Here is a 10,901-nt window from a genome sequence, read left to right on the forward strand (position 1 = left end):
GATATTTCGCCCGTTGCAGAAACAATAGAGTACGAAAAACAGTTTTCGGTTGCTGTGGATGGATTTGTTGAAATTGTTGATCGCTATGCTGCCATTGATGCCGGGATTGATCCAGCAAAGTTACCGGAAGAAACACAGGGGAACCCAGGAGTATCAGGTGGTATTCCAAAATTACAGCCACCGCAATTTCATAGTTTGGCCAGGTCGCTTCCTGAAGAGAATCAGCTCTCAAAGCAACAGATCTCGGATCCTGAACAGATTGATGTCTTTCCACTGCTCTTAAATTCGGATCTTGAGACGGAATTACCAGAAGTTTCAAAATCAGAAACAATCAGATTGATAGAGGATCAGCCGGACCATTCAGATCAGAATGTTTTTCAGGCTCTGGCAGAAGAGATATCTGAGGGAGAAGATACCTTAGAAGAGTTATTGGCAGCTCAAGTTTATGAAGTGTGTGCAGAGACACGCAAAGGGTTACTAAACGCTCTGCACGAGATCAGCAATTATTCGGAAACTTCCGAAACAGATGTAAACAGAACGGATCCGTGTGTCTATGACCTGGTTCAGCCTGAATCCGAAGAGGCGAATGAACTGGAGATACCTTCTTTGATGGGGGGCTACTCGGATACTACTGAAAAAGCCAATCAACCTTCGGCTGCTTCATATCGTCTGGATTCGCATTCTGATTTCGAAGAACAACAGTCTGCGACATCTCATTTGAAGGGACCTGCTTTGGGACGATACAAGAATCTCTTTACCCGTCTTCGTCGCAAACAGGGATTGAGCTAGGCGCTGACTGCTTTACAATACGTGCTTGTTCTCTAAGCAGTATAACTCATACGAACCGATCAATTGACGAGTCTGTTCTGACCGTTCGTCATATTTTCAGCATGATCGACTCAAGTGTGATACCGTTGATGGTATCTACGCTCGCTCAGTCCATCTTCAGAGATTCTAATTTTCTTTTGAAGACGATCGCCCGATACGCATAATTACACAGCGTATCATTCGAGGCGAGGTTCAAATGCATCAAGATAAAAAAGTAGGTCTGGCGTTAGCGTTATTAGTACTTGGGTTCGTGGGCGCATTCTGTCTGCGGCAGGATCGAAATACGACTGTCGAGATCCCCGAACTGAATGATCCGAATGTTCTGGATGAGCAAATTGCTGATAAAGACCGTACACCCTATTTAGGCACACAAGGGAATGATAAACTGGGCACTCAATTTGGGAGTGAACAGGAATTGATCGGAATTACAGACAATCAGAGTTTGTCCTCGGGTTCTAAAATCTCTGCACCAACAATTTCTCATCAGAATCCAATATCCAATAAAAATAAGAATGGTACAAAAGCCGACCGATGGGGAGAAATGCCTGAATTTCTCAAAGACATTAAGCTGCCCAACGAGCAATTTAAAAATTCGGAACTGAACGATTCTGCGTTTGAACCAAATCAAAATCATTCTGAGTCACAACTGGATCAGATTCAAACGAACTCTGATAATGTGAAGCCCGAACACAATAATGCCTGGGAAGTTAATCCTGTAAAACGTACACCTGTAAATACGAATCCGGTACAAAGTAATTCAGCTCAGGTTCGAATTCATACCGTCAGATCAGGAGAAACGTTGTCAGAAATATCAATTCGTTATCTGGGAACAAGCAGGAAATATCAGGAAATATTTAAACTGAATCGAGACCAGCTTCGCAGTCCTAATGATATTCGCGAGGGTATGAAGTTACGTATTCCCGTATATCAATCTCCAGAAACAGTGCCGCAATCAGCGAATCGCCAGTCTTCTGTGGGAGTCTCAGGCAATGCCGGTAAACGAACTGTGGGGCAAATGGTTTCTCAGCCTACTTTGAAATCAGGTTCCTCAGCCGTTCAATTCGAAGGTTTGATTGAATCTCTGTCAAATTCAAAGGACCAAAAATCACTGAATGGTCAAGACCATAAAAAAACGATTCAACAACTTGAGAAAACACTGAATTCCTCAAAATTGCTGAACGGAAAAAAAGAAACAAACCCCCTTCCGGAAAACTACCGGAAGTTTATTCCGATTCCGCGTTCTCCCCTAACCCCTCAGGAATATTCGCAAAATAAGAATACTATCTCCGGGCAGTCTTTATCCCAACAGCAGCCGGAAAACCTGGAACAGATTGTCGAAGATCTGTTTGATGGCAATCCGGGGGAAGCAAAGCAATCCAAGAACCGTGGTCAGGCAAAGACCTACACCATCAAATCTGGTGATTCTCTTGAGTCGATCGCAGTTCGTCTTTATGGGAAACGTTCTGCAGCGTTCAAAATTTATCAGAAGAATCGTGATACACTGAAAAACGCGAATTATATTCGGCCGGGAATGGTGTTGCAGCTACCTTAGGATCAACCAGGCGGGCCATTGAGGGGAACGGAAAGCCCATCATAGGCCAATTCAATATTGTCGGGTAGACTGGCGTTGATTTCTTCATGTTCCAGTGAATGAGAAATGTGCGTGAAAAAAGTCCGCTTGGGTTTGAGACGCTCCACAACTTTCAGGCTCTGTTCGAGATTGAAATGAGTGGGGTGTGGTTTGATCCGCAGGGCATCCAGGATGAGAACATCCAACCCTTCCAGGTGCTCCCAACTTTCTTCCGGGATCTGACTGACATCCGTACAAAATGCGATATCATTAATTCGGAATCCCAAAATCGGCAGCGTTCCATGCATAAGACGAATGGGTTGGATTTTTAAGCCAAGCAGATTGAAGGCATCCGTATTGATCCTCTGGAATTCAAGCTGTGGTCGAGCCATGTGGTGTGTGTTATGTTTAGGCGTTTCAAAAGCATAATTAAAGGAACAGCGAATTTGTTCTTCTACTATTTCTTCGCAATGTAACATGATCGATTTTTCTAATCGGTATCCACTAATCCGCACGTCATCCAAGCCAAAGATATGATCTGCATGGCTATGCGTGTAAAGGACTGCATGGACCCAGGGGATACCTTCCCTTAGCAGTTGCAACCTGAGTTCAGGCGGCGTATCTATCAGAAATCCCCCTTCAGGAGCACCTACATAAACCGAAGTGCGCCCGCGTTGGTTTTTGGGGTTAGATGAAGTACAGACTTGGCAGTCGCAGCCCACAATAGGAATTCCCACACTGGTTCCTGTTCCCAATGTAATAAATTCACCAGTCCTATGTGAGAATAGATTTGAATCCTGTTGCATTACTCTGTGATCGCTTTTCAAGTGGCTCAACTCAGCTTACGCCACAATATTCACTGACCCCATCCGCTGTCACAACCAGTAATTGATCAGTGAGCGGATGGTCCATCGTTAAATAATCACTGGCAATATTGTGTTGAATTTTGTCAATGATGTTTGCCTTGCTTAAGCTGAGCGCTAGCAAAAAGTCACGATTGGGAACTCCGGTAAGAAATTCACTGCCCAGAAACTTCCGCGCCTGCTTGTAAAATGATTGACTCAGTACCTGAGATGCATTATAGGCATCCGGCTTACTTTGAATGATCATATTCGGACCATCTTCTCTGGACATGCAGATGAGTTCGATTTGGTGATCTTCAAAATACCGGTCTAGGTTTTCCAAAGCAATCTGGTGTAATCGATTGAGGTCTATGCCCCATTTATCAAGGAGTTTTTCGTGAATATACCAATAGGCATTTGATTCATCGACGACATACAGAATCGCCAGATCCGCGACCCAGCTTTCACCTACAAAGTTAGGGAAATTCTGTTCCCATGATTCTCTTGAGATCAGAATGGGCATGATTCGGTCTTGTATTTCAATCAGCTCGGGTTCCGTCTGGGCAGTCCCCCACTCATTGATTTGCAGGATCGTCGCTAGAGCTGTCGTAATATTCTTCTCAAAATGTTCAGGTGTTGTCAGGTAAGCACGGTAGAAATTTGTCAGATTGATTTCTGACTCAGCAAATTTTAATCGAAAACCCGGTATCAATTGAGAGGAAGCCAGTGGAAACTTTTTTTGCGCCAGACGCAAAACTTCATTGGCAAATAAGTCCGGGGGATTGGAGGGATTCTGTGATAGTTGAACGGAGTGCAGAATCTGTTGAACCGTTTCAATAAAATTATGATGGTCTTTTGGATCATAGAAAAATGTGACAACCATCTGAATTGCTCGTTCTCGGATCAACCAGAGATTCCAATGGAGCCATCGCTTTTGAAGCAAGGGAACTCGAGTCAGTAATTCTTTCCACCAGGACGAGTTTTTTTGAATTATGGCTTCACCGGAATACCCGATCGAATCGTGTTCGATTGCCAGGGGGCCCCGCTTTTGTACTTTCCTGTGTTTGACAAAAAATTGATCAAAATCAATTTTTAAGTCTGAATCATAATTTGACTGGGGGAGTAGAGATTGCCAGTGACAGCTTATCGTTAATGTTGCATTTCCGTCAGGAGTACTGAGCTGAAGAATCCCCTCGTTTTCATCCTTGACCCAATCCTCGGGATAGGAGAGCGAATACCAATGTGCGGGTCCTGTATAATTGACCCATTGATTGAAATGCTGTTCAGACAATTAATCACCATCATCACAAGGAATGATTCAGATTCGGGAATAACTGGTTACAGAAAATGTCTGCTCCCCACTTATTCGAACGGAAACTTTATAGTAGTACATTTTGAAAAAGAACTCTATCTGAATAACTAGACAGGTATTTTCCAGCAAGCTGCTATTATTCTAAGCAGCGAAATGCCTTTCCCAGTGGCAATCCTCGAAAGCTTCCGGAAACCATGATCTGAGATGATATTTATATAATATCGTAAGCGATTTAATATCAAATGGTTACGGATATCTGTTTACCACCGTACTTAAGCTGGTACGACGTTTGCTTAAGAGTACAGAACAGCTAAGAGCAAAGTTTAAGAACAATGAACAGTACTCTTTCGCTTTCAAAAACTTCACCAAAGGATACGCTGCTGGGGAGTATAGCCGAACCTTCCCTTGTTGGGACTGTTTGGGCGAGCGCCTATACACTCAGCGGCGTCCTTTTTTTGAGATGTGAAGACCAAAACGGGTGAAAATTCTTCGGCAGTCGGTTAGCCTGCCTCAGTTTTAACCAAAGAAATTCACTTCATTTTAAAACGAAGTCTTGAATAAGGACTCTGCTCTATTTCTTCTTCTTTTGATCAGGCTTTGTCTTGCCGGAAACAGGCTTCATTATCAAAAGACCCAGTGGTGGTAAATTTAAGGTGATACTGTGATCCATCCCGTGGCTGTTGATTTTTTCACTGTAAACTCCCCCGGCATTTCCGATATTGGAACCACCATAGATTTTGGCATCACTATTGATGATCTCATTGTAAAATCCAGCTTTGGGGACTCCAATTCGATATCCGTCTCTGGGGACAGGAGTGAAGTTTCCTATCACAATGACGTGATCAGCGCCATCTTCTGTATTTCTTTGAAACGCAAAGACGCTATTGGTTGAATCGTCACATTGAATCCACGAAAAACCTTCTGGAGAGAAGTCTGTTTCATAAAGGGATTTTTCTGTTCGATACAGGTAATTCAGATCGCCGATCAAGCGATGAATCCCATCGTGTTTTTCTTGACCCTGAAGATTCCAGTCGAGTTCGCTATCGTGATTCCATTCATGCCATTGAGCCAGTTCACCACCCATGAAAAGCAGTTTCTTACCGGGCATTGTATATTGATATCCATACAACAGCCTCAAGTTCGCAAATTGTTGCCATAAATCTCCCGGCATCTGTGAGAGCAAAGAGCGTTTGCCGTGAACAACTTCGTCATGGGATAATGGTAAGACAAAATTTTCCGTAAAGGCATAAATCATTCTGAAGGATAATTCGCCCTGGTGGTGAGAACGGTGGATGGGATCGAAATGCATATAGCGGAGCGTATCATTCATCCAGCCCATATCCCATTTCATATTGAACCCCAGGCCGCCATTGTAGACGGGATGTGAGACACCACCCCAGGATGTTGATTCTTCCGCGATGGTCAGAATTCCAGGATACTCACCATGTAGGCTGATATTTGCATCTTTCAGAAATTGAATTGCTTCCAGGTTTTCCCGTCCCCCACTTGAATTGGGTATCCACTCTCCTTCTTCGCGTGAATAATCCAGGTAGAGCATTGAGGCGACGGCATCGACTCGCAAACCATCAAAGTGATATTTATCAACCCAGAAATGTGCGCTCGAGAGTAGAAAGTCACGTATTTCATTACGGCTGTAGTTAAAGATATAAGTTCCCCAGTCGGGGTGAAAACCTTTCCTGGGGTCTTCATGTTCATAGAGGCAGGTTCCATCGAAACGGCCGAGAGAGTGTCCATCGGTCGGGAAATGGCCGGGTACCCAGTCGAACAGAACGCCAATTCCTTCCTGATGACAATAATCTACAAAGTACATCAGGTCATGGGGAGTTCCAAAGCGACTTGTGGGCGAAAAATATCCAGTGGTCTGATAGCCCCATGACCCATCGAACGGGTGTTCGGTAATGGGCATCAATTGAATGTGAGTATATCCCAATTGTTGCACATACTCGACCAGTTGTTTGGCGAGTTCTCGATAGGAAAAAAACTGACGACCATCTTTAGGGCTCTTCCAGGAACCGAGGTGGACTTCGTAAATCGTAATGGGCTGGTTATGCCAGTTGGTTTCTTCTCGACGACTTAACCACTCGGAATCCTGCCAGGGAAAATTTTCCAGATTATAAACGATCGAAGCCGTTTTGGGGCGGAGTTCAGAGTAGAACGCGAAGGGATCACTTTTTTCAAAAAACTCGCCGTTTTGACCACGCAGACTGAATTTGTACGCTTCACCTTCAGAAATGTTGGGGATGAATCCAGACCAGACACCTTCATCGCTGGAATTCAGAAAGTGTTCACCGTGCTTCCAATGATTACTGTCACTGATAATACAAACTTCAGCCGCATTGGGTGCCCAGACAGCAAACCGTGTCCCTTTGGTTCCATTAACTTCGTCAAGGTGTGCCCCCATTGTTTGATACATAGTACAGTGCATTCCTGTCTTTAGTGCATGAAGTTCTGAGGATGAAAATAATGTTTCACTGATTCGAATCGTATTATTTTGGTCCTGCCCACGGCAAGGGGAAGTCGGTTGGTCGCGACTAGCTTCAAAACGAGAGAGCTGATTCATTTCAGTATTTATTTCACCATCCTGTAGATATGAACCGATGAGCTTTCGAATCATAATAATCAGAAAGCCTATTATAACTAGAGTTCGGCCATATTGTTACTCTTCCTTTACGTGGTTTTTCACTCGCGAACAGTTCCTGCATTCCTGCGCGGTTTTTACTTATCAGAGCCGAATGATGTTAATCTGCTCCTGTAATAACAATTATTATGAGTACGCAAATGGAGGCAATTAAGCGGGATGATGTACTCAAGTCACTGGCGATATTGTTGAAAATTGAATTTTCGGCAAGCTTTACTCAAGTGGCATGAGCTGCAGCAAACTATAATTACAGGACACCGTTTTCTTTTCTTCAAAAGTTCTGATCTAAGCATAAGTTATCTCATGAATGATCAGTCGCTTTAAAGGTTCTGTTTTGTCCATTCATCGAAGTACACTATTGATCCTCGGACCTCTGGTCCTGATGACCGGTTTTTATCTTCTGACCTTTTCCAGGGTACAAGAGGGTAAAGCTTCATCGAACGTGGTCCAATTGAGTGCTCCTGAAATGTTCAACAACCCTACTCTGATCAAAGCCACTGAGCCCAGCACCAGTCTACAACTCAAATGTGAATCTCAGGCAGAAGCATTACAAGAGCGAATTTCTCTTCACATCAATGTGTTGGTCAAGGCACCCTATATCTTGATGGGGGATTACGAAACTGAAACATTAGAGGCCCTTCATCAAAAAACAATCCTGCCTATCCAGCATGCTTTGAGTATTTCTTACTTTGATACACAACCAGATCAGCCTATTACCATTATTACTCTCTCCAATAGGGAACGCTACCAGCGGGTTGCTTATGAGCTTGATCAGAGAAAAACCGGATCATATTACGGTTATTTTCAATCTGACGAGATGCGGATTGTGCTGAATCTGGCGACTGGCAGCGGTACATTGGGGCACGAACTGACGCATGCCTTAGCGCAGATCGATTTTCCAGAGATGCCAGAATGGTTTGATGAAGGGTTGGCATCCTTGCATGAGCAGTGTGAGTTCTCAGAAGAGGGAGATCAGTTGCTGGGCACTTCTAATTGGCGCGCACAATTGCTGTTAACTGCTTTGGATCGCGAGCTTCTTCCCGAATTAAATTCGCTGGTTCAACAGACTAGAATCAGTAAAAAACAAGAAGCACTCACTTATGCTTATGCACGCTATTTCTGTCTGTATCTTCAGCAGAAAAAGCTCCTCTCCCCCTTTTATCGCAAGTTGCGGACAAACCAGAAATCCGACCAAACCGGCGTGCGAACATTACAGCAGTTGTTGAATGTGGATCATCTGTCTGAAGTCGATGCCGATTTCCAAAAGTGGCTATCTGAGTTTCGCAGAAATTCAAATCAATAAGAGAGCGGACGATCATTTCCTGTCTTCAGTGAAAAAACACGAAAATATCGTTCTCAAAAATTGTAGCGATCAAGCATTCTCTCCCCTCCTGCTACGCCCTATAATTACGCTTCAAACAAATGGTCTCCTGGTACGGTTGATACTTCCAATATGAATACTTCTAGATTACGCGTCTGCAGTTTTGAAAGTCGTAAGAGTGAGGCGATGCAGGCTTTGATTGAACGAAACCAAGCAATCCCGACACTCGTACATTCTATGGATGAAATTCCGTTGGAAAATAATGAGCAGGTAAAGACGTTCTGTGAAATGTTGTTCCGTGAAGAAATCGATCTGGTCGTGTTTTTGACGGGCGTCGGTGCGACGGCCTTACTGGATGCAGCGAAACTGTATTATCCGCAGGAACAGTTTCTGGAAGCACTCCGGAAAACGAACATTACGGTGCGCGGTCCCAAGCCTACTGTCGTCCTGCGAAAATGGGAAGTTCCCATCCATTTTACTGCCCCAGAACCAAATACCTGGCATGAAATCATATCTATCTGGGATCAACAACAATTCTCGGTCTCAGGCAAACGGGTTGTTGTGCAGGAATATGGAAAACCAGTGCAAGAATTTTATGATGAATTAAAATTACGTGGGGCGCAAGTTCTTCCGATTGCAGTCTACCGCTGGGCATTACCAGAAGATTTAAGTGGTTTAAGGAAAGCCATTCATAGGACCATTCACAATGAATTCGACGTGTTGATGTTTACCAGCGCCCAGCAGATAGCGCATGTCCTGCAGATAGCGGAAGAAGAACGGCTTAAAGAGGAATGGCTCAGTGCGGCTGCAAAAACGATGATCGCCTCCGTTGGTCCGGCCTGCACCGAAGCACTCTTGCAGGCAGAGATTTCAGTCGATTTTGAATCGAGCCCACCTAAAATGGGCCCGCTGGTGAAAGATGCGATCCTCGCTGCTCCTGCCATTTTAGCGCAAAAACGTTAAACGTACTTTCATCATTCCATTCTTTCGGGATTCTGGATGCTCCTGAATTTCAGTCGTCATGGATTCCTGCTAAAATCTTATCATGTGTTTGAATTACGAATATTATATTTGAAAGTATTGAAAATGGATTCCCAAGTGGCTGATTCAGCCCCCTATCAGAATAGTCGTTTTATGAAAGCGGTCCGCCGCGAACCCGTAGATACCACTCCCATTTGGATTATGCGACAGGCGGGGCGATATCTGCCTGAATATATGGCCGTTCGCAGTAAAACGACTTTTATCGAGCTTTGTAAAACCCCCGCTCTCGCTGCGGAAGTCACGTTGACGGCTCAGCGGGTTCTAGGAGTTGATGCCGCGATCCTATTTGCCGATCTGCTGCCGATTCTGGAACCGATGGGCCTTGATCTGGAGTATTTGAAAGGCGAAGGCCCTGTTATTCATAATCCGATTCTAGATGCCTCTCAAGTTGATCGGTTGACAGACATTGCTGATATGGATTGTCTGGACTTTGTGTTTCAAGCAGTCAAATTAATTCGGGCTGATTTACCTGCGGACATTCCCCTGCTTGGTTTTGCTGGCTGTCCTTTTACGTTAGCCAGTTATGCTATTGAGGGAGGAAGTTCGAAAAACTACCGTCGCACGAAACAGATGATGTATAACGACCCGGGAGCATGGCACGCTTTAATGAATCGTTTTGTGGATAATCTGGTTGTCTATTTAAGGCGCCAGATAGAAGCTGGTTGTCAGGCCGTTCAGATATTCGATAGTTGGGCGGGTTGTCTTTCGCCTGAAGACTATCAGAAATATGTGCTACCCTACACTGCAAAGCTGGTTGTTGGAGTTCAGGATGATGCGCCAGTGATCAACTTTCTCACGGGCAATCCTGCGTTGTTGCCTTTGCAGAGACAAGCGGGCGGAACTGTGTTTGGCGTCGATTGGCGTATCAGTCTCAAAGAGGCTTGGGAAATATTAGGTCCTGATGTCGCCGTTCAGGGAAACCTCGATCCCATTGCCCTTTATGCAGATCTGCCTGTTCTTAAAGAAAAGGCAAAGTCAGTACTCGATGCGGTCGGTGGTCGTAACGGACATATATTTAATCTCGGGCATGGCGTGATGCCGGATATGAACCCCGACAATGTAAAAGCCCTCGTGGAAATCGTACATGAGCTGGGAACTCGATAAATTGAATTCACTCTGGTGTATTTTTTCGTTGTTGTGACATTGATCGATCAATAGTATGAATCAATCTTCAAATTCAGAAAAAACAAAACGCATTGTTGTCGTTGGCGGAGGCATTACCGGCCTCTCTGTTGCACATCGACTGCTCGAACTGGCAGAAGAAAAAAAACAATCGATAGAAATCACCGTATTCGAATCGAGGTCAGAAGCCGGGGGTTGGATCGGCA

Annotated in this window: 9 protein-coding genes; 6 read left to right on the forward strand and 3 right to left on the reverse strand. The window is 44.5% G+C overall.

Annotation, left to right across the window (positions count from 1 at the left end; genetic code table 11):
• Positions 1 to 789: hypothetical protein (locus Q0668_RS12140; RefSeq protein ID WP_298864846.1), on the forward strand; the 789-nt coding region annotated here is incomplete at its 5' end.
• Between the two features lie 235 nt (positions 790 to 1,024).
• Positions 1,025 to 2,380, forward strand: a complete 1,356-nt coding sequence (locus Q0668_RS12145; RefSeq protein ID WP_298864849.1) for a LysM peptidoglycan-binding domain-containing protein — start codon at positions 1,025 to 1,027, stop codon at positions 2,378 to 2,380.
• A gap of 2 nt (positions 2,381 to 2,382) precedes the next feature.
• On the opposite strand, the gene Q0668_RS12150 is transcribed toward Q0668_RS12145, so the two are convergent.
• The 3 genes from Q0668_RS12150 to glgB all read right to left on the reverse strand — a co-directional run bounded on the left by Q0668_RS12150 (position 2,383) and on the right by glgB (position 7,049).
• Positions 2,383 to 3,204: an MBL fold metallo-hydrolase gene (locus Q0668_RS12150; protein WP_298864852.1), complete on the reverse strand. Its 822-nt coding sequence runs from the start codon at positions 3,202 to 3,204 to the stop codon at positions 2,383 to 2,385.
• A 31-nt stretch (positions 3,205 to 3,235) separates the two neighbouring features.
• Complete coding sequence (locus Q0668_RS12155; protein WP_298864855.1) at positions 3,236 to 4,531, reverse strand: DUF1444 family protein; 1,296 nt, start codon at positions 4,529 to 4,531, stop codon at positions 3,236 to 3,238.
• A gap of 592 nt (positions 4,532 to 5,123) precedes the next feature.
• Entirely contained in the window at positions 5,124 to 7,049 is a 1,926-nt protein-coding gene (gene glgB / locus Q0668_RS12160; RefSeq protein WP_366918894.1) for a 1,4-alpha-glucan branching protein GlgB, read from the reverse strand.
• Positions 7,050 to 7,545: 496 nt separating this feature from the next.
• Between glgB and Q0668_RS12165 the strand changes: the two genes are divergently transcribed.
• The 4 genes from Q0668_RS12165 to Q0668_RS12180 all read left to right on the forward strand — a co-directional run.
• Positions 7,546 to 8,514, forward strand: coding sequence for a hypothetical protein (locus Q0668_RS12165; RefSeq protein ID WP_298864861.1), 969 nt, complete (start codon positions 7,546 to 7,548; stop codon positions 8,512 to 8,514).
• 150 nt (positions 8,515 to 8,664) lie between these two features.
• Positions 8,665 to 9,495 (forward strand): uroporphyrinogen-III synthase, encoded by an 831-nt coding sequence (locus Q0668_RS12170; RefSeq protein ID WP_298864864.1) that lies wholly within the window; start codon positions 8,665 to 8,667, stop codon positions 9,493 to 9,495.
• Positions 9,496 to 9,630: 135 nt separating this feature from the next.
• Positions 9,631 to 10,677, forward strand: coding sequence for a uroporphyrinogen decarboxylase (gene hemE, locus Q0668_RS12175; protein ID WP_298864867.1), 1,047 nt, complete (start codon positions 9,631 to 9,633; stop codon positions 10,675 to 10,677).
• A 55-nt stretch (positions 10,678 to 10,732) separates the two neighbouring features.
• A partial coding sequence (locus tag Q0668_RS12180) for an FAD-dependent oxidoreductase (RefSeq protein WP_298864871.1) occupies positions 10,733 to 10,901 on the forward strand: 169 nt, incomplete at its 3' end.

The organism is uncultured Gimesia sp. (genome assembly GCF_937910335.1).
Taxonomy (GTDB): Bacteria; Planctomycetota; Planctomycetia; order Planctomycetales; family Planctomycetaceae; genus Gimesia.

Coding starts and splice junctions, on each gene's coding strand:
- Q0668_RS12145 (WP_298864849.1), top strand. CDS start 1,025: ATGCATCAAGATAAAAAAGTAGGTCTGGCGTTAGCGTTATTAGTACTT.
- Q0668_RS12150 (WP_298864852.1), bottom strand. CDS start 3,204: ATGCAACAGGATTCAAATCTATTCTCACATAGGACTGGTGAATTTATT.
- Q0668_RS12170 (WP_298864864.1), top strand. CDS start 8,665: ATGAATACTTCTAGATTACGCGTCTGCAGTTTTGAAAGTCGTAAGAGT.